This window comes from Paraburkholderia sp. A1RI-2L (assembly GCF_048957375.1).
Classification (GTDB): Bacteria; Pseudomonadota; Gammaproteobacteria; order Burkholderiales; family Burkholderiaceae; genus Paraburkholderia.
Genome location: NZ_JARBTA010000005.1, coordinates 216,288 through 239,505 on the forward strand (window position 1 = coordinate 216,288; position 23,218 = coordinate 239,505).

The 23,218-nt window shown below is 64.6% G+C and carries 19 protein-coding genes and 2 pseudogenes; 9 read left to right on the forward strand and 12 right to left on the reverse strand.

Translation table 11 applies throughout. From position 1 onward, the window contains the following. Positions 1-128: 128 nt before the first annotated feature. On the forward strand, positions 129-1,655 hold the full coding sequence (locus tag PWP93_RS33770) for a methyl-accepting chemotaxis protein (protein WP_421047902.1): 1,527 nt from the start codon (positions 129-131) through the stop codon (positions 1,653-1,655). Positions 1,656-1,727: 72 nt separating this feature from the next. Here the strand turns inward: PWP93_RS33770 and PWP93_RS33775 are convergent. Further along, a pseudogene (locus PWP93_RS33775) lies at positions 1,728-2,163 on the reverse strand (hypothetical protein). Positions 2,164-2,476: 313 nt separating this feature from the next. Here PWP93_RS33775 and PWP93_RS33780 point away from each other — a divergent pair. After that, complete coding sequence (locus PWP93_RS33780; RefSeq protein WP_421047903.1) at positions 2,477-3,358, forward strand: alpha/beta hydrolase; 882 nt, start codon at positions 2,477-2,479, stop codon at positions 3,356-3,358. Between the two features lie 19 nt (positions 3,359-3,377). Here PWP93_RS33780 and PWP93_RS33785 read toward each other — a convergent pair whose 3' ends face one another. Next, entirely contained in the window at positions 3,378-4,541 is a 1,164-nt protein-coding gene (locus PWP93_RS33785) for a M20 aminoacylase family protein (RefSeq protein ID WP_421047904.1), read from the reverse strand. A 30-nt stretch (positions 4,542-4,571) separates the two neighbouring features. Beyond that, on the reverse strand, positions 4,572-5,813 hold the full coding sequence (locus PWP93_RS33790; protein WP_421047905.1) for a diaminopropionate ammonia-lyase: 1,242 nt from the start codon (positions 5,811-5,813) through the stop codon (positions 4,572-4,574). A gap of 173 nt (positions 5,814-5,986) precedes the next feature. Here PWP93_RS33790 and PWP93_RS33795 point away from each other — a divergent pair, with 173 nt between their 5' ends. After that, positions 5,987-6,475: an Lrp/AsnC family transcriptional regulator gene (locus tag PWP93_RS33795; RefSeq protein WP_421047906.1), complete on the forward strand. Its 489-nt coding sequence runs from the start codon at positions 5,987-5,989 to the stop codon at positions 6,473-6,475. A gap of 54 nt (positions 6,476-6,529) precedes the next feature. On the opposite strand, the gene PWP93_RS33800 is transcribed toward PWP93_RS33795, so the two are convergent. Further along, on the reverse strand, positions 6,530-7,438 hold the full coding sequence (locus PWP93_RS33800) for a LysR family transcriptional regulator (RefSeq protein ID WP_421047907.1): 909 nt from the start codon (positions 7,436-7,438) through the stop codon (positions 6,530-6,532). A gap of 107 nt (positions 7,439-7,545) precedes the next feature. On the opposite strand from PWP93_RS33800, the gene PWP93_RS33805 reads away from it, so the two are divergent. The 4 genes from PWP93_RS33805 (at position 7,546) to PWP93_RS33820 (ending at position 12,160) form a co-directional block, all read left to right on the forward strand. Then, the gene (locus tag PWP93_RS33805) at positions 7,546-9,204 is read left to right on the forward strand and encodes an ATP-dependent acyl-CoA ligase (protein ID WP_421048079.1); all 1,659 of its coding nucleotides are present in this window, start codon (positions 7,546-7,548) and stop codon (positions 9,202-9,204) included. 97 nt (positions 9,205-9,301) lie between these two features. Further along, on the forward strand, positions 9,302-10,672 hold the full coding sequence (locus PWP93_RS33810; RefSeq protein WP_421047908.1) for an MFS transporter: 1,371 nt from the start codon (positions 9,302-9,304) through the stop codon (positions 10,670-10,672). A gap of 13 nt (positions 10,673-10,685) precedes the next feature. After that, positions 10,686-11,849: a thiolase family protein gene (locus PWP93_RS33815; RefSeq protein WP_421047909.1), complete on the forward strand. Its 1,164-nt coding sequence runs from the start codon at positions 10,686-10,688 to the stop codon at positions 11,847-11,849. Beyond that, positions 11,846-12,160, forward strand: a complete 315-nt coding sequence (locus tag PWP93_RS33820; protein ID WP_421047910.1) for a Zn-ribbon domain-containing OB-fold protein — start codon at positions 11,846-11,848, stop codon at positions 12,158-12,160. The genes PWP93_RS33815 and PWP93_RS33820 overlap by 4 nt, the downstream gene beginning before the upstream one ends. A gap of 145 nt (positions 12,161-12,305) precedes the next feature. Here the strand turns inward: PWP93_RS33820 and PWP93_RS33825 are convergent, their stop codons facing one another. From PWP93_RS33825 to PWP93_RS33840, 4 genes and pseudogenes are all read right to left on the reverse strand, one after another. Then, a complete protein-coding gene (locus PWP93_RS33825; protein WP_421047911.1) occupies positions 12,306-13,100 on the reverse strand; it encodes an SDR family NAD(P)-dependent oxidoreductase in 795 nt (264 codons plus the stop codon). A gap of 52 nt (positions 13,101-13,152) precedes the next feature. After that, entirely contained in the window at positions 13,153-13,566 is a 414-nt protein-coding gene (locus tag PWP93_RS33830; RefSeq protein ID WP_421047912.1) for a phospholipase domain-containing protein, read from the reverse strand. Between the two features lie 20 nt (positions 13,567-13,586). Beyond that, positions 13,587-13,844 (reverse strand): annotated as a pseudogene (locus tag PWP93_RS33835) (alkaline phosphatase family protein); the annotation flags it as partial. Positions 13,845-13,908: 64 nt separating this feature from the next. Continuing rightward, positions 13,909-14,259, reverse strand: a complete 351-nt coding sequence (locus PWP93_RS33840) for a response regulator (protein ID WP_421047913.1) — start codon at positions 14,257-14,259, stop codon at positions 13,909-13,911. A gap of 1,162 nt (positions 14,260-15,421) precedes the next feature. Here PWP93_RS33840 and cqsA point away from each other — a divergent pair. Further along, entirely contained in the window at positions 15,422-16,720 is a 1,299-nt protein-coding gene (cqsA, locus tag PWP93_RS33845; RefSeq protein ID WP_421047914.1) for an alpha-hydroxyketone-type quorum-sensing autoinducer synthase, read from the forward strand. Positions 16,721-16,808: 88 nt separating this feature from the next. Here the strand turns inward: cqsA and PWP93_RS33850 are convergent, their stop codons facing one another. From PWP93_RS33850 to PWP93_RS33865, 4 genes are all read right to left on the reverse strand, one after another. After that, positions 16,809-17,846, reverse strand: coding sequence for a response regulator (locus PWP93_RS33850; RefSeq protein ID WP_421047915.1), 1,038 nt, complete (start codon positions 17,844-17,846; stop codon positions 16,809-16,811). Continuing rightward, positions 17,843-19,213 (reverse strand): sensor histidine kinase, encoded by a 1,371-nt coding sequence (locus PWP93_RS33855; RefSeq protein WP_421047916.1) that lies wholly within the window; start codon positions 19,211-19,213, stop codon positions 17,843-17,845. Before PWP93_RS33855 ends, PWP93_RS33850 begins: the two co-directional genes overlap by 4 nt. Positions 19,214-19,540: 327 nt before the next feature. Further along, positions 19,541-21,238 (reverse strand): benzoate-CoA ligase family protein, encoded by a 1,698-nt coding sequence (locus tag PWP93_RS33860; RefSeq protein ID WP_421047917.1) that lies wholly within the window; start codon positions 21,236-21,238, stop codon positions 19,541-19,543. A 199-nt stretch (positions 21,239-21,437) separates the two neighbouring features. Continuing rightward, a complete protein-coding gene (locus PWP93_RS33865) occupies positions 21,438-21,923 on the reverse strand; it encodes a DUF4863 family protein (RefSeq protein ID WP_421047918.1) in 486 nt (161 codons plus the stop codon). A gap of 223 nt (positions 21,924-22,146) precedes the next feature. Here PWP93_RS33865 and PWP93_RS33870 point away from each other — a divergent pair, with 223 nt between their 5' ends. Continuing rightward, a complete protein-coding gene (locus tag PWP93_RS33870) occupies positions 22,147-23,103 on the forward strand; it encodes a helix-turn-helix transcriptional regulator (RefSeq protein WP_421047919.1) in 957 nt (318 codons plus the stop codon). The last annotated feature ends 115 nt before the right edge of the window (positions 23,104-23,218 follow it).

The following is a 23,218-nucleotide window of genomic DNA, read 5'->3' on the forward strand; positions in this document are numbered from 1 at the left end:
GCAGCAAATCCGGCTTTTCTTCGCCCCCTTCAGTTTTTCATGCGAATGCCGATACCACCGGCGTGGCGCGAATGCGTCACGAAAGGCAATCGAAAATGAAACATGAATGAAGCGGCAAGGAAACAAAGATGAAGTTGACCCTGAAGATTCCGCTTGCGTTCGCGGCGGCCCTCGTCTTGATGTTCGCCGGCGCGCTCTACGGAATCTATTCGCTGAATCAGTCGCTCAATGTTTACGGCACGACGGTGCAGGACAGCGTAGCCAACGAGCGTGCGGCGACGGCTATGCTGGTCGTCTTCAAGGTGCAGGTGCAGGAATGGAAGGACACGCTGCTGCGCGGCAAGGATCCCGCGCTGCTGGAGAAGCACTGGTCCGCGTTCGAGGCGCGTGAGCGCGAAGTGGACGCGCTCGCCTCACAATTGAGAACGAATTTGCCCGCAGGCGAGAGCCGCGACCTGGTCGAGCGGTTTGCCGCTGCGCACACGGCGATGGGGCAAGGTTATCGCGCGGGGTTCGCGGCCTTCAAGGCAGCGGGCTTCGATGCCGCCGCTGGCGATCATGCAGTGGCCGGCGTCGATCGCGCGCCCGCCGCGTTGCTCGGCGAAGCGGCGCGCCGGATCGCGGCGCAGGCCGCCCAGGTATCGGCCGATGCGGCTAGCGATGCGCGTCGCGCGACGGCGATCAGCGCCGTGTTGATGGTGGCTGCCTTGATCGTTTCCATGACGGGCAGCTGGCTCTTCAGCCGCACCGTGACGCGGCCGCTCGCTCGCGCGCTCGACTGCACGCGCGCGGTGGCCAACGGCGATCTCGCCTTCGAAGTTCAAACGGGCGGCCGCGACGAAACCGCAATGCTGCTCGCGGCGCTCAAGAGCATGCAGCGCAGCCTTGCGGGCGTGGTGAGCAAGGTGCGCGGCCATGCCGAGGGCGTGGCCTCGGCGAGCGGTCAAATCGCGGCGGGCAACCACGGGCTTTCATCGCGTACGGAAGAGCAGGCCGCTTCGCTCGAAGAAACGGCGGCGAGCATGGAAGAGATCACGGTCACCGTGCGCCGGAATGCGCAAAACGCGCAACAGGCAGCGCGGCTGGCCGGCGACGCGGCACAGACGGCGGCGCGCAGCAGGCAGTTGATGACCGAGGTGGTCGACACCATGCGCGGGATTGCGTCGAGCTCGGGCGAGATCGTCGATATCATCGCCGTGATCGATGGCATTGCGTTTCAGACGAATATGCTGGCGTTGAACGCAGCGGTCGAGGCCGCGCGTGCCGGCGAGGAGGGGCGCGGCTTTGCCGTGGTGGCCGCCGAAGTGCGTTCGCTCGCGCAGCGCAGCGGCGCGGCGGCGAAGGAAATAAAGGCGCTGATCGAGGCTTCCGCGCAACGCGTCGATGCGGGCTCGGCGCTCGTGAACGATGCGGGCAACGTGATCGGGGAAATGGTTGGCGCGGTCGAGCGCGTGACGGCAATCGTCGGCGAGATCGCCACGGCTTCGCGGGAGCAAAGCACCGGCATCGAGCAGGTGAACGTGGCTGTCACGCAGATGGACGAGACCACGCAGCACAATGCGGCGCTCGTCGAGGAGGCCTCCGCGGCAGCGCATGCGCTCGCCGAACAGGCGGTGGAATTGCGTGAGGCGGTAGGGGTGTTCAGGCTCGCATGAGTCGCGAGCCTTTCAAGCCGAACAGGAGATCAACCCACGGACTCCAATGACGGCTTAGTCCCCAATCAGGGCTTAGTCCCAATGATGATGCTTGCCATGGCGATGGTGACCGCCATAGCGGTAATCGTTGGAATAAGAGTTGGAGCGCGAGATATTGCCGCCGAGCGCGGCACCGGCGCCGCCGCCCAACGCCGCGCCAACGAGGCCGCCGCTGCGTCCGCCCATGGCGTTGCCCGCTGCCGTGCCGCGCGCCGCCGCCCAGCGCGCCGCCGATGATGGCGCCCGTGCGCTCGCGGCGGTTCGACGTGACTGCGCCGCCTGCGCCGCCGCCCACCGCGCCGCCGATCACGGAGCCCGTGGGGCCGCCCACTGCGCCGCCGATTGCCGCGCCGGCCAGACCGCCCAGCCCGCCACCCAGCGCGTTGTTCATGTCGCCAGCCGTGGCGGGCAACGAAACCGCAGCGGCCAGCGCCGCAATCGCAACCATCGGGATGAATTTTTTCGACATGGTTAGCCCACTTGTTTTAAGACGGTGCTGAGTATAGCGACCAACATGAAAGGTCTCTGTAACAAGCGTGGGTTCGTGGCGTAAGACGTGTAACAAAATAATCCCGGCTTTCGTAATGCAATCGCGGGCCATTGCACGCATCGAAATAATCGGATTGAAACTGGGTCGGTATTGCTCTGATGAAAGCGCTGGAATAAGCGCCGTGTGTGAATGGAGTTGTAGGGTTCGCAGAAATTTGGCTGTAAGTGCCGGCTGCTAGAGTCGCTGCAGGTGTCGTGCCTTCCGTGGCAGTTCGAACCAGATCGACCACTTCATGCATACAGCCCGCGCGTTTCGGCCCATCAAGTCTCTCGCGCTACTTCTGGCCTCGCTTTTCGCGCTGGGCCTGAGCGCGCCTGGCTGGGCCTTCCAGACGAGAATCGTCTCGATCCCCAGCGCGGCGATGAATCGCGCATTCGGCGCCACCGTGGTGTTGCCCGGCGACTACGCGCGCGGCAACGGCACGGCGCGCTATCCGGTGATTTACGTGCTGCACGGCTCGGGCGGCAATCATGCGGACTGGACCTCGAATACGCGTATCGGCAAGCTGGCGGACCGCTATCACGTGATACTCGTGATGCCCGACGGCGGCCGTGAAAGCTGGTACATCGACAGCCCGTTCGATCCCGCGAGCCGCTACGAAACCTATGTGGGCACCGAGGTGGTGTCGTATATCGACGCGCATTTCCGCACGCTCGCCTCGCGCGAGACGCGCGCAATCACGGGTCTGAGCATGGGCGGCTTTGGCGCGCTGCGCATCGCGCTCGATCATCGCGAGACGTTTGGCGCCGCCGGCAGCATCAGCGGCGCGGTCGATCCGCGCAATTGCGAGGACGAACCCGGCATCGACCGCGTATTCGGCAATCCGGCGCTCCACGCCGACTTCTGGACCCGCAATGCCATCGTGGAGGACGCGGTCGGTTTCGAGCATGCGCATATCGCGCTCACCATCGATTGCGGCGTGAGCGATTATTTTGTGCAGTCGAACCGCGCGCTGCACGACAGGCTCATTGCGCTGGGCGTGCCGCACGATTACGCCGAGCGCCCAGGCGGGCATACGTGGCCGTACTGGTCGAATGCCATTCGCTATCAGGTCTTGTTCTTTGCCACCTCGTTCAGGCATAACGGGTGGCACGCGCCCGCGCGGCAAGTCTGATGTCGATTCGACTCGCGCGTCAGCGAACCGGCAATTCGAGCCGCGCGAGCTCCGCGAAATAGCGCGCGCCGGTCACCAGAATGTCATCGTTGAAATCATAGCGCGCGTTGTGGAGCGGCGTGCCGCCGCGCTCGGGCACATCGCCGTTGCCGATGAAGACGAAATTGCCGGGCACGGCCTGAAGAAACGCCCCGAAATCCTCTGAGATCATCATCGGCTGGACGTTCGCGTCGACGGCCGCTTCACCGGCGACGTTGCGCGCGGCGTTGACGGCGACATCGAGATATTCGGGCGAGTTGACCGTGGGCGCGAACTCATGCGTGTATTCGAAGCTGCATTCCACGCCATGCGTCGCGCACAGGCCCACGCTGATTTCCCGCATGCGCGTTTCGAGCAGCGTTTGCACTTCTTTCGAATAACTCCGTGTATCGCCTTTGATGATCACATTCGACGGAATGACATTGCGGATACCATCCGTGATGAATTCCGTGCATGAAATCACGGCTTGCAGGCCCGGATCGAGATTGCGCGAAACGATCGTCTGCAAGGCGAGCACGATTTGCGAGGCGATGACGATAGGGTCCACGCCCATGTGCGGGCGCGCTGCGTGCGTGCCTCGTCCTTTGATGTGGATAACGAAATTATCCTCGCTCGCCATGATGCCGTCCGCGCGCGTCGCAAAGGTGCCGGCGCGCATGCCGGGCATGTTGTGCGCGCCGAAAATCGCGTCCACGGGAAAGCGCTCGAACAGGCCGTCGGCCATCATCGCTTTCGCGCCACGGCCATGCTCTTCGGCGGGTTGAAAGATAAAGCGCACGGTGCCGTCGAAATCGCGACGTTCGGCGAGCAGGCGGGCAGCGCCGAGGATCATCGACATATGGCCGTCGTGCCCGCACGCATGCATCTTTCCCGCATTGAGCGAGGCATGTTCGCGGCCCGGCGCGCATTCGGCGATATTCAGCGCATCCATGTCGGCGCGCAGGCCGATTGCGCGCTTGCCGCTGCCGACCGTGAGGTTCGCCACCAGCCCCGTGCCGCCGATGCCGCGATGGACCTCGAGGCCCAGCGTCTCCAGGATGCCGGCGATGTAGTCGGACGTGTCGACTTCCTCGAAGCCGGTTTCCGGGCGTTGGTGCAGATACCGGCGCCAACTTTTCAATTGTCCTTGCAGGGTGCTTTCCATGGATGCGTCCTTGTCGATGCCGGTTCAGGGTTAGCGCGCCGGTTGTGAGTTCGATTGTGCGGTCCGTTCGTCGCGGCGTGCGGCCACCGTGCCGGCGCTTTCGCCAACGAGCTCCGCATACACGCCGGGAGCCGTTGCGCCTTCGGTGCTGATCAGCAACACGCGCGATTGCGCATTGAGTTCCACCGCATGAGCGAGAGCGGGGTCGTGCAGCAGCTTCGCGAGACCGGCGAGGCCGGCCGCGCCCGATTCGCCGGAAACGATGGGCACGTCGTCACCCGACCCGGCGGCGAGCGCGCGCATGGCCGCTACCGCGTCGTCGTCCTCGATGAGCGTGAAGTCGTCGATGCACGCTTGAACGATCTTCCACGCGAGCGGCGAGGTCTCTCCGCACGCGAGGCCGGCCATGACGGAGTCGACCGAACCCGTGGCTTTCGCGGCGTGTCCCGCGAGCGCGCTTTGATAGAGGCAATCGGCCTGGCGCGGCTCGACCACGACGAAGCGCGGGCGATTCGCGCCGTAGTGCTCCCACAGGTAGCTGGCTACGCCCGCTGCGAGACCGCCCACGCCGCCTTGCAGGAAGACGTGCGTGAAGGCCGGTTCGCCCGAGGTTGTGCTCGATTGCTCGACGACTTCCGCCGCGATCGTGCCGTATCCCTGCATGACGTCGCGCGGAATGGCTTCGTATCCTTCATAGGAGGTGTCGGACACGACGTGCCAGCCGTTGTCCCTGGCGAGTTGCGCCGCATGCTCCACCGATTCGTCGTAATTGCCCGCAATGCGCACGATGCGCGCGCCGTAGGCCGCAATGGCTTGCTCGCGCTCCGAGCTGACGTTCGCGTGCAGGACGATCACGCAGTGGCATCCGATCGATTGCGCCGCTGCGGCAAGCGCTTTGCCGTGGTTGCCGTCGGTCGCGGTGATGACGGTGAAGTTCGACACGAGTTCGCGATGTCGGCCGGCGATCAGCGCTTGCGGATCGATGTCGTGGGTGGGCCAGAGGCGCACGATCAGCCGCATCAACGCAATAGGCGCGCCGAGCGCCTTGAAGCTGCACAGCGGCGAGCGCAGCGATTCGTCCTTTACGGCGAGCCGCGCGATGCCGAGTTGCGCGGCGGCGTGGGGCAGGTCCCAGAGCGGCGTCGGCTCCGGGCTGATCAAATCCCAATGGGCGAGCCAGGCGCGGCTTTGATCGGCCGATTTCACGTTCAGGATTGCGCGAAGCGTCTCGGGGTAAGGGCTGCGGGCGGCGCGGGAATGGGCGAGCGGCATGTGACGGGGGCTCCTGGGCCAAAGTGGCCTCGACGATTTGAATTCACGGCGCGAACGCCGTCGACCCGGAAATGATATTGCGCATGCCATGCGAAAAAGTCTCATAATCGCGACCGTATACGCAAAAAAATATCGTTTTTCCAGGCGAAAACGAACCTCGGGTCAATGGTGAAATGGCGACAAATCTCGACGCTTTCGATTGCAAATTGCTGATGGAGGTGCAGCGCGACGCGCAGATTCCGCAGAACGAATTGGGTGCGCGCGTGAATCTCTCGACCGCTGCGGTCAACCGCCGGTTGCGGCGACTCGCCGACGAAGGCGTGATCGACCACTACGCGGCCATCGTGGCGCCCGAAAAAGTCGATCATCCGATCACGATTGTCGCGACCATCGAGGTCGAGAGCGAGCAGATCGATTTGCTCGACGCCATGAAGCGCACCTTTGCGCAGTGTCCGCAGATTCAGCAGTGCTATTACGTAGCGGGCGAATGGGATTTCGTGCTGATTCTCGCGGTGCGCAATATGGACCAATACACCGAACTTACGCGCCAGCTATTTTTCTCGAACAACAATGTGAAGCGCTTCAAGACGCTCGTGAGCATGAGCCGCGTGAAGGTGGGGCTCGAAGTCCCGGTCGCGCCGGCCGTGCCGGGCGAGGGCTGAGGCGATGTTGCGCTGCCCGCGGGCGACGCGGCAACCGTTCACGAGCTTCCCGCCTCACACCTTGCGCAGCGTCTCGATCGTCAGTTGGCGAAACCAGCGGTTGCCTTCGTCATTCTCGAAGGTTTCGTGCCAGTGCACGGTGACCTCCACGCTCGGCATTGCCACCGGCAAATCGTAGATGACGAACTGATCGTACTCGTTGAAGAAGCGCGCGACGCGGCGCGGCAAGGCCACCATCCAGTCGGTGCGCCGCAGAATTTGCGGCACCACCGAAAAATGCGGCACGCGCAGCGCGATCTTGCGGTCGAGTCCCGCCGCGCGCAGTGAGTCGTTGATGGTGCGATGGCTGCTTTCGCTCGATACCACCATGATGTGCTGCATATCCAGGAAGCGCTCGCGCGACATGCGCCTCGCGGGTAGGCCCGCGCGCCGGCGCGTCATGCATACATAGGGTTCGTCGAAAAGCAGGGCGCTGTGCGTGTGCGGCTTGAGCGCCGGCAGATTGCCGATGGCCAGATCGAGCTGCCCAAGGCGCAGCTGCTCGGTCACCTCGGCCACCGGTGCCTGGCGCGCCTCCAGCTTCACATGCGGGGCCACGCGCTGAAGCATTTCGCACAGCGGTGGCAGGAAGAACTGCTCGCCGGCGTCGGTCATCGAAAGATGGAACTCGCGCGAGCTTGTGGCTGGGTCGAACGGCTCGCCGTGGCGCAGCGCCTCGCGTATCGACGCAATCGCGCGACCGAGCGGCAGCGCGAGTTGCTGCGCCGTGGGCGTGGGCAGCATGCCATCAGGAGAGCGAATGAAAAGCGGGTCGTCGAACATCACGCGCAGCCGGCCGAGGGCATAGCTGATGGCCGGCTGAGAGAGGCCCAGGCGCTGGCCCGCGCGCGTGAGACTGCGTTCTTCGAGGATCGCCTGGAACACGCGCACCAGATTCAGGTCGGCTTCGTTGAAATCAGCCATGTTTATGATGTTGATAATATTGATGAATTTGACAGATATCTTAGCCCAAACCTAGACTGGGCTCATCGATTTTGGTGAGACTGCGAGGAGGCTGATTTATGGGCTGCATGAACCCGGGCGCCGCGCTTGCCGGCGAGACGGCGCAGGCGCAATCGCTTGCATTGCCGGCCTTGCTGGCGGCGCGCGCCGCACGCAACGGCGATGCTGCGCTGTTCTCGGACCGCAGGACAAGCTGGAGCGGCGCACAGGCACTCGAGATCGCGGCACGGCGCGCGGGTGCGCTGGCGGCGCACGGCATCCGGCGCGGCGACCGCGTCGCGCTGCTGTGCACGAACCGCAGCGAGTTCATGGAGATCGTGCTGGGCTGCGGGTGGCTGGGCGCCGTGGTCGTGCCCGTCAACACCGCTTCGCGCGGCATGCAACTCGAACACATCCTGCGCAATTCGGGCGCGCGCCTCATGGTGGCCGAAACGCATCTCGTGGGCGCGGTGCACGCCATCGATGCGCAAACGCATGCGCTCGAATCGATCTGGCTGATTGAAAGCACCAGGGGCGGCGAGAGCGCTGAAACGCACAACGGCAGCGGCGCTCCGGCGGCCGGTATCTCCGCGACGCGTGAAATCGTGGTGCAGTTGCTGCCGCCGCTGGGCGAGCCGCTCCCCGCGCCGCGCATAGGCGACGGCGAAGCGCTTGCGATTCTCTATACCTCGGGTACGTCGGGCCTATCGAAGGGGGTGATCTGCCCGCACGCCCAGTTCTACTGGTGGGCCTGCCTTACGGCGGGGCATCTGGGCGTGGTGCCCGGCGACGTGCTCTATACGTGCCTGCCGCTTTTTCATACGAACGCGCTCAACGCGTTTTTCCAGGCACTGGTTTCCGATGCGCAACTGGTCGCGGACCGGCGCTTTTCGGCGAGTGGCTTCTTCGCCTCGCTCATCGAAACCGGCGCTACCGTGACGTACGTGCTCGGCGCGATGGTGCCGATTCTGCTGGGCCGCCCCGCGTCCGCTCAGGAGCGGGCGCACCATGTGCGCATCGCGCTGGCGCCGGGCGTGCCGGGGCATTTTCAGCTGGAATTCACCGAACGCTGCGGCATCGCACTGCTCGACGGTTATGGTTCGACCGAGACGAACTTCGTGCTCGGCGGTGGCATTGCCGATCAGCGCGCGGGCTATATCGGCAAGCTCGTGCCGGGTTTCGATGCGCGCGTGGTGGATGAGAACGACCGCGAAGTGCCCGATGGCGAGGCGGGCGAGTTGATTCTGCGCGCCGATACGCCGTTCGCCTTCGCGAGCGGCTATTTCGGCATGCCCGAGAAAACCGTGGAGGCATGGCGCAACCTATGGTTTCACACGGGCGACCGGGTGGTGCGCGAGGCGAGCGGCTACTATCGTTTCGTCGATCGTCTCAAGGATGCCATCCGGCGCCGCGGAGAAAATATTTCGTCATACGAAGTAGAGCAGGTGCTGTTGAGTCACCCCGCGGTTGAGACGGCAGCGGTATATGCGGTGAAGTCGGAGTTCGCGGAGGACGAAGTCATGGCCGCGCTGGTGCTGCGCGAAGGCGCGGCGCTCGACGCGCTCGCCCTGATCCGCTATTGCGAGCCGCGTCTGCCATATTTCGCGGTACCGCGCTATCTCGACTTCGTGGCCGATCTGCCGCGCACGGAAAACGGCAAGATCCAGAAGTACAAGCTGCGCGAGGCCGGCATTACGGTCACGGCGTGGGACCTGGAAACGTCGGGCTACCGGCTCGGGCGGACCTAGCCGCAGCGCACGAGCGCAGCATCCCCAACGCCGCCCATGAGACACGGCGGCACCAGCGAGTCACGATAGCCCATCAGAGGCACGAGGAGGCAGCAGCATGGCAAATATCCAAACCTGTTCCGCCGGTGCAACCGACGCGTCGCACGCAGACGCGCGCACGCGTGCGCATGCACTCGATCCGCGCGCCTTGCGCCGCATCGTCATGGCGTCGGTCGCGGGCAACGCGCTCGAATGGTACGACTTCTTTCTCTACAGCACGGCGGCGGCGCTCGTTTTCGGCGAGCTGTTCTTTCCGCGCGGCACCGATCCGCTCATCGGCACGCTCGCAGCATTTGCGGGCTTTGCCGTGGGTTTCGCGGCCCGCCCGTTCGGCGGCGTGCTGTTCGGCCATATCGGCGACCGCTACGGGCGCAAGGGCGCGCTGGTCTGGACCCTCTCGCTGATGGGCGGCGCGACTTTCCTCATCGGCCTCTTGCCCACCTACGGTCAAGTGGGCCTGTGGGCGCCCGCGCTGCTCGTGCTGCTGCGCGTGGTGCAGGGCATTGCATCGGGCGGCGAGTGGGGCGGCGGCGTGCTGATGATCAGCGAGTCCGCGCCGCCGGAGAAGCGCGGCTTTTACGCGTCGTGGAGCCAGATCGGCGTGGGCGGCGGATTCGTGCTCTCGGCGGCGGTGTTCTTCGCCGTGCAGATGCTGCCGCGCGAGAGCTTCATGAACTGGGGCTGGCGCGTGCCTTTCCTGCTCTCCATCGTCATCTTCGGAGTAGGCGTCTATATTCGCTCGACGCTGCCGGAGAGCACCGAATTCGCGAAGTCCGAGGCGGCGGGCAGGACTTCGCATATGCCGGTGCTCGACGCGATCCGCAAACATCCGCGCGCGATTCTCGTCGCCATGGGGTTGCGCGTGGCCGAGAACGGCGGCTCGTATATCTTCCTCGCCTTCTCGCTCGTCTACGGCAAGTTCATCGGCGTGCCGGGCGCGGTCATGCTCGCGGGCGTGATGGTCTCGATGACGGTGGAACTCGCGACGATGCTGCTCTGGGGCCGGCTCTCGGACCGCATCGGCCGCAAGCCCGTGTATCTGATTGGCGCGGTGGGGCTCATCGTCGCGGCGTTTCCGTTCTTCTGGCTGCTCGACACCAAGGCGCCCGCGCTCATCTGGCTCGCGCTGCTGCTCGGCAACGCGGTGTGCCACGGCGCGATGATCGGTACGCAGCCGAGCCTGATGGGCGAGCTTTTCAGCACGGAGGTGCGCTATTCGGGCATGGCGCTGGGCCACGAGATTGCCTCGGTGTTTGCGGGCGGGCTTTCGCCGCTCGTCGCCACCGCGCTGCTCGCGAAGTATCACACGGCGTGGCCCGTCGCGCTGATGCTGATGGCGATGGGAGCCATTACGGTGATTGCTCTCATGTGCACGCGGGAAACGGTGCGCGGCGCCACATGCAATGGCCCATACGACAACGCACGATAAGGAACACGAATCAATGCCATCACGCGGATATGACGGCGTCTTGCTGAGCGCGGGTGTGGAGGTGCCGTATCGCCGTCAGGCGAGCGGCTTCTCGACGGGAGACCTGCTCGCGCAGGCATTCTCGGCGGCGCTCGCGCAATCGGGCTTCGCCGCGCGCGAGATCGACGGGCTGGGCGTGGCCTCGTTCACCCTGGGACCCGACCACGCGATCGATCTTGCATGGCGCCTGGGTCTCTCGCCACGCTGGTGCATGGACGATTGCCACGGCGGCGCAAGCGCGATCAATCTGCTGCAACACGCGATTCGCGCGATCCAGTGCGGGGACGCGAACGTCATCGTGCTGGTGTCGGGCGACAGTTTCGAGCCCGCCGATTTCAGACGCCTCGTCGATCACTACAACCTCACCACCCGGACCTGGCTGCGTCCGCTCGAAAGCGGCGGCCCGAACGCATTGTTCGCGATGCTCACGCAACAACATGCAAAGCGCTTCGGACTGACGCGCGCCGACTACGGCGCACTATGCGTGGCGCAGCGCGCGTGGGCCGCGCTCAACCCGCTCGCGGTCTATCGCACACCGCTCACGCTCGACGATTATCTGGACGCGCCGCTCGTGGCCGCTCCGCTGGGCCGTTACGATTGCGTGCCCGTGGTGTGCGGCGCGAATGCGCTCGTGGTGGCGCGCGCGGACCTCGTCAAGCCAGGCCGGCATGTGCGCGTGCGCGCGCTGCAATGCCGCTACAACGCCGATCACCAGATGGGCGACGGCCTGCAAACTTCGCTGGCGGCACTTGCCCCGGAGCTCTGGCGCGAGGCGCAGGCGACGCCGGCCCGCATGGACGTGGTCTCGGTCTACGACGACTATCCGGTCATGGCGCTCGTGCAGCTCGCGGACCTGGGCTTCGCGCCCGACGGCGATCTACGCGCGCTGATTGCGCGCATCGCGTCGCGCACGCTGCCGGTGAATACCTCGGGCGGCCAACTATCGGCGGGACAGGCAGGCGCTGCGGGCGGCATGCACGGCCTCGTGGAAGCCGTCATGCAATTGCGCGGCGCAGCGGGCGAGCGCCAGGTCGAGCACGCGCGGCTCGCGCTGGTGAGCGGCTACGGCATGGTCGAATACCGCTACGGCATGTGCGCGAACGCCGTGGTGCTCGAAGCGGCAGGACATTCGCAATGAAACAGACCACGACGCTCGAAGTGTTTCGCTGTGCCGCGTGCGGCAGGACGCTTTTTCCCGCACGCTGTCTGTGCCCGGCGTGTGGCGGCGCTCGATGGGCGAAGCCGGTGGTGTCGGGCGGCACGGTGCTTGCCGCAACCACGGTGAGCCACCGCGTTGGGGCGAGCGAGCCGGGCGCCGTGCATCTCGCGAGCGTGCGCACCGATGCCGGGCCGGTCGTGATCGCAAGGCTCGAAGCAGCGGCGAGCGAAGGCGAGACCGTTTTGCTCGAGGTCGACGAGGAGAGCCGGATTCTGGCCCGCGTGCGTTGAAGGCGGGGCAGGGCCATCGCGTTTCAGGCGCCTGGGACGTTGCGGGCATTCCAGGCATTGCGGGCATTTCGTGCTGGAGGCGTCGTCGTCGAGCAGACCTCCCGGTCCGGTGCGCCGCGATCTCGATCAGGATCCCATAGCAATCTCAGGCGATGGTGTCGACTACGCCGCCGTCCACGCGCAAGGCCGCACCGGTGGTGGCGGAAGCCTGCTGCGAGCATGCGTAGACGACCATGTTCGCCACTTCGTCCACGCTCGCCGCGCGGCGGATGATGGACGAGGCGCGGTGCTGCTGCACGAAAGCCGCGGCGACTTCCTCGATGGATTGGCCCGTTTTCGCGACTTCGTCCTTGAGCATCGCTGCCACGCCTTCCGAAAGTGTCGGGCCCGGCAGCACCGAATTCACCGTCACGCCGGTGCCGGCGAGCCGCTTGGCGAGGCCGCGCGCCACCGCGATCTGCGCGGTCTTGGTCATGCCGTAATGGATCATGTCGGCGGGAATATTCAGGCCCGACTCCGACGAAATGAACACGATGCGCCCCCAGCCCTGCCCGACCATGTCGCCCGCATAGGCACGCGAGAGCCGCACGCCCGACATCACGTTGGTTTCGAAAAAGCGCAGCCATTCGCTGTCGGGAATGGCGAAGAAGTCTTCCTGCGCGAAGACGCCGAGATTGTTCACGAGAATGTCCACCCGCGGATGCGCTTTCACGAGCGCTTCACAGCCCGCGTCGTTCGAGAGGTCGCCGACGAAACCCCGCACCTGCGCGCCCGGCACGGCTTTGCGCACGGCGGCTTCTGCGTCGCGCACGTGGGCTTCGTGACGGCTGCTCACGATCACCCCGGCGCCGGTGCCGGCAAGCCCTTTGGCTGTGGCGAGCCCAATGCCCGCTGCCGACCCGGTGACCAGCGCGAGCTTTCCTGACAAATCGATTTTCATCGTTGCTCCTGTCTCATGCAAAGCGTGGGTGAAACGCGCCGTCACTGCGCCCTCAGTCAGAGGGATGGCCGGCGTGAGCGGAACCGGCAGTGTACTGCGGGCATGGGCTCACTGCTCGCTTCGCGCATGCTGGTCGGCGCGCGATGCCCATTTCGGGGTCGCTGATGCTGTCCCTGCCGGCTTCCATGCGCCCCGCGAGGCGGCGCGTGATTTCGTCCGCGCCGTTCAACGCACTCAGCGTGAAGTCGTACCAGCCGCCCGACGCATCGAGCAGCCAGCGTTGCCCGGCACGGCCCTGTGCGGGGACGGTGAGCGTCCATGGAGCGTCGGCGCGATAGGCCCTTGCGCTCACCGTGCACCCGGCCTGCGCGGGCCCGCTATTGGCGACTGTGATCACGAGGGTGTTGGCGGCCTCGTCGTAGGCCAGGCGCATTTCGATGGCGGGCGCGCGCGATGCGGCACTCACGTTGCCAGTGAAGCGGCGATGAAAACCGTTGGGCCCGAGCACCGTTGCGGGATCGTGATGCGGTCGCCGAAGCCGCGCACGCCGGGCAGCGTGCCGAGATAGTGGTCGAACGCGCGGTTTTCCTGCATGAAGATCACGACATGCTGGACGTCCCGGATCGTGCCGGTGGTGTTGCTCGCCGGTATCGCGAGCGCGCGCCGGATGGCCTGCGGAAAGAGGCTGAGCATGGCGCTTGCGGTGGCGCTGCGCAAAAAGCGGCGGCGGTCCTTCGAGGTCATGGGGCCAACGTTGCTCCGGGCTTTATGAGGGGCTTGCACCCGCGAGCATGACACGTTGGACGATTCAAGGCATGGCGACGCGATGCAGGATGTCGAGCAACTGCGAGACGGCAAAAGGCTTGCGCAGGAAGCCGATCAGGTCCGCGTCGGCGGGCGGCGTGACGAGCGCGGAGACGAGCACCATCGGCACGTTTGCTAGCGCGCTGTTGCGGCGCATTTCCCGCATCAATGCGAGGCCGTCCATGTGCGGCATCATGCAATCCGAAATCACGACATCGGGCGGATCGGCGAGCGCGGTCTTGAGCGCATCCGTGCCATCCCCGGCAGTCCTGACCCGATAGCCTTCCTGACCGACTAGCTCCTTGAGCGCGTTCAGGGCATTGATATCGTCGTCTACGAGTAATACGGTAGCCATGCTTCTTTTGCCTGTGCGACGCGCACTCGCTGATATTCGCACGGTTATGACACCGTGCGCCCGTGTTTTCGCGGTTTCCTGCTCCCCGGACACTGCCCGGGTTGGCGTATTCCGGCGCTTGCCCTGCGTGGGTCGGAGTTTTGCCGACGAACGCGCATTTTCCGTGCCCGAGGCGGCGCACCGTGACCTCGACTGGAGGCATGGCGTACGGGAATCACTCGAATGACGCAGCAAACGAATCAGCAGTTGGCGTTCCCGGGGGCAAAGGTGCGTTTTCGCGCGTAGGCGATCTCATGAAAAATTCAAATAGTGCCAGGCAATGTCGGCCAATGCGTGACCATTCGTGGGCATTCGGATCGCTCGCGGCCCCGCTCCAACAGACTGTTCGATCAAGCCCGCAACTTTCGAGCCGCGATGTTTCCATTCTTTGCGCGGGGATTTAATACGTCATCCTGTTTCTTTTCATGGGATTATGCGAATTGAATATCCGCGAAACTATTCCTTGAGACAGGTCGCCCAATTGCAGTCATTTCGACATGCATAACGCATTCCGATGCAATTCGGATAAGCCACATCGATGTTTTTAAAGGATAATCACTCCCAGAAGGGAGACGTTCAATATGACGTTCATTCCCGCCGGCCCAGCTGCGCTTTGCGCGCGCGGCCGGAATAGACACGGCTTTCTTCGGGCAGGCGTTTCTTCCTTGGTAACCAGTGGCGATCACGCCAGGCGGGAATTGTGCGGATGTCGAGGCGCCCGCTCACGGCGCCATGCGCCTTCATCCGCCTTCGAATCCGCTGCCCCTTTTGCACGGGCAAGCACATGGCAGACGCATCGATACGGGGTCGTGCCGCCGGGTTCGCATCGCAAGACGCGGGCAACCCGGTGCGCGTTCGCGCCGTCTGCGCGTTGCCCCTCGTCTTGCATCTGGTCTTGCCCCAGGCCTTGCCCCGTGCGCCGGGTACACCCTGCGCGCGCCCGCCAGGCTTCGATCCACCCGTATTCGTAATCGCATTCATAGGCCCGCTAACGGAATTCCCATACCGCTTTGCGCGTGGCGTTCCGGCACGGGCCGATCACCGGCCAGCCACCCCAGGAGATTTCCGGGGGGAAATCGCTTTTAAATTCGGGGCGGCTGCCATTAACCATAGGGAGCCCGAGATGAAAGTTGGCAATAACAATTGGCGGAATGCACACAACAATGACGCGGCACTGCCGGCCTTTCTGGCCGCGCGCGTCGACCGCTATTACACGGAACGCGTGCAGCAGAGTTGGGCGGGAGGCCACATCATGAAGGGACGTGTTCCGGATGCCGACGCTTTGCATCTTTCGAGCAACGACTATTTGTCGATTGCTCGTCACCCCGAGATTCTCGATGCCATGTGCATGAGCATCCGCTCCGAAGGAAACGGCCTTCTGATGTCGGGGGTGTTCCTGCATGGCGACGATTGCCCGCAACTGAATCTCGAAGACCGTTTCGCGCGCTTCATGGGCGCAGAGGCGAGCGTGCTGTGCCAGTCGGGGTTCGCGGCCAATACGGGGTTGATCCAGTCGATCGCGAATGCGCAGACGCCCGTGTATGTGGACATGATGGCGCACATGTCGCTCTGGGAGGGCATCCGCGCCGCCGGAGCGAAGGCCATCAGCTTTTTCCACAATGACGTCGAGCATCTGGAACAACGCATCCAGCGCTACGGGCCGGGCATCGTGATCGTCGATTCGGTGTACAGCACGAATGGCAGCGTCTGCCCGCTGCAGGCTTTTGCGGAGGTGTGCGCCGAACACGATTGCGTGTTCGTGGTGGACGAGTCGCATTCGCTCGGCACGCACGGTCCGCATGGCGCGGGGCTCGTCGCGGAGCTGGGGCTCACCGACCGCGTGCACTTTCGCACCGCGAGCCTCGCGAAGGCGTTTGCGGGCCGCGCGGGCATCATCAGTTGCTCGCGGCGCTTCCAGGAGTATTTCAAGTGCGAGGCCTTGCCGGCGATCTTCAGCTCGACGCTGCTGCCGCACGAAACCGCAGGCCTTGCGGCCACGCTCGACGTGATCGAGCGCGACGACTGGCGCCGCATGCGGGTGGCAGCGAACGCGCGCTACCTGCGCATGAGCCTCGCGGAGCTCGGCTACAACCTCAATGGCAGCGAAACGCAGATCATTGCGCTCGAGGCCGGGCCGGAGCCACAAACCATCGCGCTGCGCGATGCGCTCGAAGTGCGCGGCATTTTCGGGTCGGTGTTCTGCGCGCCCGCGACCGCGCAGAATCGTTCGCTCGTGCGTTTGTCGATCAATGCGATGCTCAGCGAGCCGGAGCTCGAACGGATCGTGGAGGTCTGCGAAGCCATCCGCGATGAAGTGCAAATGTGGAACTGGCCCTCGACGCGCCGTCTCATGGAGCGCGGCGCCACGCGCATGCGCGTGCGCCAGCCGCGCCCGCTCGCCGACCTGCAGGTGGCTGCGTGACGACGGCGTGAGGCTTGCATGAAAGCAGCGCGAGGGCGACAGGCAAGCGGCGTGCGCGATTCAGCGCGACACAGTGCATTCGGTGCATTCAGCGAGAATCCCACGCCGCGTGGACTTCGCGGTCGAGCTGCTGCAGCCAGGTATCGTAGGGCAGCACGTTGTCGAGCGCGAGTCCCTCAGGCTCCTTGACGACGGAATAGATATAGCGGCGCTCGCCGACGAATTCGGATGCCGGATGCATATACGGCTCCCATTGCTCGCATTGCGTCGGATAGTAGCCTTCGGTGCGCCAGAAATAGGGCAGGCTGCGATGGCTGTCGAGCTCGGCGTGAAACGACGCGGGCGCGCCTTGCTCGACCGCGATCTCGTGCACGCCGCGCAGCGACTCCTCGGTGTGGATGATGAGCAGATACGCGGTGCCCTGCGCATCGAACATGAGCAGGCCGTGCGGCTGATACGAGAGATAGCGTTCGACGATGCCGAGCGATTCGCAAATGCCCTGCACGTGCGCGGCGAGTGCGCGATCGTTGAGGAACGCGTATTCGGAAACGGCGAGCGCGTCGAGCACCGAACCACTGGCCTTGTCGAAATACGCGGCCTGCATGTCGCGAATGGCCTGATTCAGGGTTTCTACCGCATCGACTTCGTGCTTGCGAATGAAGCGGTCGATCAGCCCTTCGTTGAAGCTCTTGACGGCCACGTGCTCATCGGCCTTGCCGGTGAGCACGATTTTCTTGAGCGCCGGATTGGTGAGGCGGCGGCAGAACTCGATGCCGTTGAGCTCGGGCATGTCGTAGTCGATCACCACGACCGAGACCGATTCGAAGCGCTCCGGCCGGTGCACGAGCGAGCGGATGGCGTCCACGCGCATGGCAATGACCTGATGCGCATCGTTTTCTTCGGTGCGGTCGAGATAGGGGCTGAAAATGGGCGAGGCCGGCCGGTCCTGTGCCGCGCGATCGTTCAGGAACTTCAGGGCTTCCGTGGGCGAACTGAACAGCCTGAACGCGAGTTCGGGATCGAGCTGCAGGCTCAGATTCGATAGAAACGCCGCGCTGTCGTCGACAAACGCAGCGGTGGTCGGCCAGAAAAACGGCTGAATGGCTTTCGGAGTGGCTTTCGTCATGGCGCAGGGAATGTCAAAACAAACTCGGTGTACTTGCCTTTCACCGAAGAGCAGGCAATTGCTCCCCCCATCGCTTGCATGACATCGTGGCAAAAAGCCAGCCCGATTCCTGCTCCGAGCGACACGTCATCGGTGGTGGTGGATGAAGTATAAAAGCGGGTAAAGATGTGCGGCAAGACTTCAGACGAAATACCGGACCCGGTATCGCTGAAAATCAGGCGATTCGCACGGTTGTCGCGATTGGCCGGCTCGAGCCGGATGGAAATATGCGCGCCGTCGATGCTGCCCATGTGCCGAAACGCATTTTTGAGCAGATTGAACAGCACGTGCACGGTGAGCATTTCGGAACCGTTGAATTCGAAATCGGGGCGCAAATTGCAATGCACGCGCGCACGGTCGCCTTCGCGAAATGGATAGCGCGCAAGTGCAGTTTCCACGCAATGCGCAATCGAGCACGTTGTTGCGTTTTGCATGGTCGTGCCCGAGAAGCGCGCGGTAGCGAGCAGCATGTCGATGATCGCGTTCGAATGAAGCGCTTCCTGTTCGATGCGGCTCACTACGCCGTGCATCGAATACAAATGCGCACTGCGTATTTTCGGCACCGGCAGGCGGTTGCGCTGGGCGAGCGCATAGGTGTCGAGCAGCGCGGGCAAGTAGCGCATGAGGCCGGCCGCCCCCACGCGAATCGCGACGAGCGGCGTGCGCAGTTCATGCGCGACGCTGCCCGCCGTCGCCAGCATGGCGCGCTCCTGCTCGATCTGGATGCGGTCCTGATCGTAGTTCGCCAATGCGCCGATGGCCACCGCGAACGAGAAAATCGCGAGGTGGGTCAGATAGGTGGAATCGAGCGCGATGGGGTCGGTGGTGAGCACATAGGCGATCAGCGCGAGCCCGATGCCCACGAGAAACTGCAGCACCAGCATGAGCCAGTCGAGCAGCAGCACCATGACGAAGGCGGCGATCAGCGCGCTCTCGACCCAGACTTCGTTGCCGTTGTTCTTGAGCAGCATGAAGGTGAAGAAGAACGGCAGCGCATAGAGCGTGGCGATGTACCAGTACCAGGGCAGCAGTTTTTTGACCGTGGCGGGCCAGCGCTCGAAAGCGAGGATCGGCACAAACAGCGCGGAGCCGATCAGGCGCAGCGTGAGATTTTCATAAGGCTGCGGGAAGAGGTTTTTCCAGACATAGTAGTAAAGCGGAAAGCCAATGGCCGCGACCACGGCGAGCGGCCGCATGCGGCGCTTCACGTACTGGAGGTTGCGCATGGCGGGCGCGAATGCCCGCACCATGCGCGGCTTGAGCGCCGCCCAACCGCGGCGCGCGCGCGTCGTGATTCTCGATACGTTCATCAGGGTGGAATCGCTCATTGTTCGATGCCGGATTCGCTGCCGGCCTTGACTGCGCATATGTCTCCAGGCTCGTACGAGGCCCGGGTGCGAAGCGGTCCCAGGGCACGCACGTTCCGGTTCCCGTAGCCAGGGTCTGTTTCCAATGTGAAAAGACCCTGGTGATGACAATACCATCATTGTGCCGCGCCGATGCGGCCGGCAAGGGCCGCGAGCGTCACATGCGGCCGGGCGAGGAAAGCGAGGGGGGAATGAAGCGGGGAATACACGCCGAACGGCGGAGCCGGGCGATGACCGCGGCGCGCCCCGCGCAGGCGGGGCGCCCGGAAGAAGGGCGGGGCGCTGGTTTTACGCGCGAGACTGGAATTGTTCGCGCAGACGAAAGCGCTGGATCTTGCCAGTCGCGGTCTTCGGCAAATCGTCGACGAAAACAATCTCGCGCGGATACTTGTGCGGGGCCAGCCGCGCCTTGACGAAGGCCTTCAGCGCAGCGGCGAGCGCCGCGTAGCCGTCTTGCGCGGCGTCCGCTTGCGCTTCCTGCTTGAGCACGACGAAAGCACAGGTCTTCACGAGCCCGTCCTGATCCGCGCCGATCACGGCCGCTTCGAGCACCGCCTCGTGCTGCACGAGCACCATCTCCACTTCGATGGGTGAGACGTACTGGCCGCTCACCTTGAGCATGTCGTCGCTGCGGCCCGCATAGACGTAGCAGCCGTTGGGCAGGCGCCGATATTTGTCGCCGCTCTTGACCCACTCGCCCTGGAATGTCGTGCGCGACTTCTCGCGGTTGTTCCAGTACATCAAGGCCGCGCTCGGGCCGCGAATATAGAGGTCGCCAATTTCTCCATCGGGCACGGGCCGCTCCGACTCGTCGCGCAGCGCGATGTCGTAGCCGGGCACGGGGCGCCCCGTGGTGCCGTATTCGACCTCGCCAGGACGGTTCGAAAGAAAAATGTGCAGCATTTCCGTTGAGCCGATGCCGTCGAGAATGTCGCTGCCGAAATGGCGCTTGAAGCGCTCTCCGGTCTCGCGCGGCAGCGCCTCGCCCGCCGAGGTACAAATGCGCAGCGCGACATCCGCGCGCTCGGGCAGATTGGGCGAAGCCAGCATGCTGGCGTACAGCGTGGGCACGCCGTAGAAGACCGTGGGGCGATGCTTGACGAGGCGCGCGAACACGGCGTTGGCGGTGGGGCGCTCGGCCATCAGCACCGTGGTTGCGCCCACCGAGAGCGGAAACGACAGCGCATTGCCGAGCCCGTAGGCAAAGAACAGCTTGGCCGCGGAAAACACCACGTCGCTTTCGCGGATGCCGAGCACGGATTTGGCATAGGTTTCCACGGTCCAGTAGAGATTGGCGTGGGTATGCACCGTGCCCTTGGGCTTGCCCGTCGATCCCGACGAATAGAGCCAGAAGGCGATGTCGTCGCCGCTCGTTTGCGCTGCGTGCGCGGCGGCCTGGGCGCGGTCGATCAGGTCATGGAGAGTCTTTGTGCCCTGTGTGTCGTGAAGCGCGCCGGCGAGCGGCGCGGAAACGACCAGCGCGCAATGCTCGCCACGGGTTTCGCCGTTGGCGACGGATTGGGCATGGACCTGCTCGAGCGCGTCGCTCACGGCGGGCAGCACCGCACCCGATGCAATCACGAGCCGTGCGCGGCTATGCGCGAGCATATAGGCGTAGTCGGCGGAGGTGAGCAGCGTGTTGACGATCACGGGCACGACGCCCGCATATAGCGCGCCGAGAAAGACCACGGGCAGCTCGACGGTGTCGAGCATCACGAGCAGGATGCGCTCTTCGGCGCGCACGCCCAGCGCGTGCAGCGCGGCGCTAAAGCGACGCGCGCGAGTTTCGAGTTCGCCGTAAGCAAGCGTGCCGGTGTCGTCGATATAGGCGGGCTTGCTGGCGCGCGCGGTATTCAGCGCGAACAGGTGTGCCGCGAAGTTCAGTTGCGCGGGCGGCGGCACACTGGCTGGCGCGCTCGATGTCGGCGGGGCCGCGGCGGCTGCCGAGGTCGCGGTAGGGGCCGGCGACGCTGCTTGGGTATCCACGATGCTGTCTCCGCTCTGTCTGCCTCGATCGCGCGGCCTTGCGGGCTATGGCGACGCGTATGCGCGGCCCCTTCGATCGTCGGTCGTTATGAAGCTGCTTTGCCGGTCAATCCGGACTGCCTGGTAATTCGATATTCGGCCGCTGCTCATGCCGCTGGCCTGGCGGGGCGGCGATTCGCGCGCCGGCCAGTGCCGCCGCTTACGTTGGCGCCGGGGTGAAGGCCGGGGTGAACTCTATTGCACCTTGCGGCAGCAGATAGAGCACGAGTGCTTCGCCATGCGCGACGGTAGGGCGATGCGCACTGCCTGGGCCGTAGACACACCAGCCCGCAGGCCGGCCGTCGAACGTCGCGCCGGGCGTGGTGGGCATGATGAGATCGATTTCCCCGTGCGGGTGGGTATGGTGCGGGCCGGCAAGATCCTGCATCTGCACGACGTCGACAGAAAATCCATGCGTGGCGGGCAGCGGCTTGAGGACGCGCCCATAGCGCAGCCCGCCGGCCTCGCGCTGGCACATCGAGCCTTGCGCGATGCCTTCGCGGCAAGCGTTTTCGAGCGCCGCGAAGGTCGGACTGCCGTTCGGCCAGGTGGCGTTGAGCCACGTGTCGAGTGCATCATCCAGCGGACGGCCGGCAATTTGTTTCGTGACGCCTGCGATCAGGCGCTCGAAGTCTTGCGGGGACATGCGGGTCTCCTGTCGGCCGCACCTGGCGCTTTGGCTGTCGGGCGGAGTGAGTCCTTTAGCACCGACTCCGCCCCATGCAATGCGCTCATTGCGGTCCCATGCTATGTGAGTTGCCGTGCGGCGTCTGTGTTTGTCGTGGACGAGTTTTTGGCGAAAATTAGCGTTTAGAAAAATGCATGTCAAGCACTATAGTACATAAAATAAGGTTGGGAGGTCTCTCAAGATGAAGCAAACTTACGTTGCCGAAGTGCAGCCGGAAGAGCCCACGAACGCTCATGAAGCCGCCGATGCGGGGCGCAACGAGCGTGACCCGTTCCTGACCGCGATGGGCGAGCGCGTGCGCATGCTGCGCGCGCGCCGCGGCATGACGCGCAAGACGCTGGCGGCGGAAACCGGGCTGTCCGAGCGCCACCTCGCGAATCTGGAGTCGGGTGTGGGCAATGCCTCCGTGCTGGTGCTGCGCCAGATCGCGGCCACGCTCAATTGCCCGCTCGCGGAAGTGATCGGCGATTTCACCACGGCTTCGGCAGAATGGCTGCTGATCCGCGAGCTGCTGCAGGGGCGCGATCCGGCCTCATTGCAGCGCGCGCGTATCGCGCTCGCCGAAATGTTCTCGCAGGCGCCCGCCGACCCCCACCGCAACGAGCGCATCGCGCTCATCGGCCTGCGGGGCGCGGGCAAGTCCACGCTCGGTCGCATGCTCGCGCAGGAGCTCAAGGTGCCGTTCGTCGAGCTCACGCGCGTGATCGAGCAACTGGCGGGCTTCCCGCCTTCGGAGATTCACTCGCTCTACGGCGCAAGCGCGTACCGCCGCTATGAGCAGCGCGCGCTGGAGGCCGTGATCGCCGAGCATCCGCGTGCCGTGATTGCGTCGCCGGGCGGCCTCGTGTCCGAGCCGGCTACCTTCAACACGCTGCTCGCGCACTGCTTCACGGTCTGGCTCCAGGCCGCGCCCGAGGAGCACATGCGCCGGGTGGTGGCGCAGGGCGACCTGCGCCCCATGTCGGGCAACCGCGAAGCGATGGACGACCTCAAGCGCATTCTGGCGGGCCGCAGCGAATTCTACGGCCGCGCGGACATGCGCTTCGACACCAGCGAAAAGACGCTTGCCGACGCCTATCTGCAACTGCGCGACCGCATCGCGGCCCGGCTTGGCGCGGAGCCGGCGCGCATCGACTGAGGAAGGCTGGCGTGGGCTGCCGGGGCCGTCAAATGCAATCCAATACATTTCGTGGTTTACCCACCGGCGCCGGAAATATGCACTAAAGTGCTTTACACGGGGTATGTGTTGCACT